We start from the raw sequence: 319 nt of genomic DNA, 5'->3' as shown, positions 1-319 counted from the left end.
GGCGCCTTCGTCGATATGCTTGGTCAGCGCTCGGCCATCCTGCCGACGGTGCGGCCGCTCGGCGAGTTCGACGAGGACGAGGCGGCCTTCGACGCCGAGGCGGCGCCCGCCATTGAGCTCGCGCCGCCGATCGCGGCGCAAGAGCGGCTGTTGTTGCTGGCGCCTTTGGTGCGAGCCTGGAAGAAAAGCCTGCCGGCGCATGTACGGGAGCGCTTCAATGAGGAATTCGTCGTGCCGACCTCGGCCGCCGATGCCATCTGGCTGGCGCGCGACCTCGCGCGGCTGATGGACGAGATCGAAACCGAGGGCACGGACTGGG

General features: G+C 69.0%; 1 pseudogene. It reads left to right on the top strand.

The features are described from left to right. Window positions 1–319, top strand: a pseudogene (locus EN808_RS35630) (double-strand break repair protein AddB); the annotation flags it as partial.

The organism is Mesorhizobium sp. M8A.F.Ca.ET.165.01.1.1 (genome assembly GCF_004792065.1).
Taxonomy (GTDB): Bacteria; Pseudomonadota; Alphaproteobacteria; order Rhizobiales; family Rhizobiaceae; genus Mesorhizobium.
Note: the sequence above shows the minus strand (reverse complement) of the source record. Positions and strands in the feature narration are given on the sequence as shown.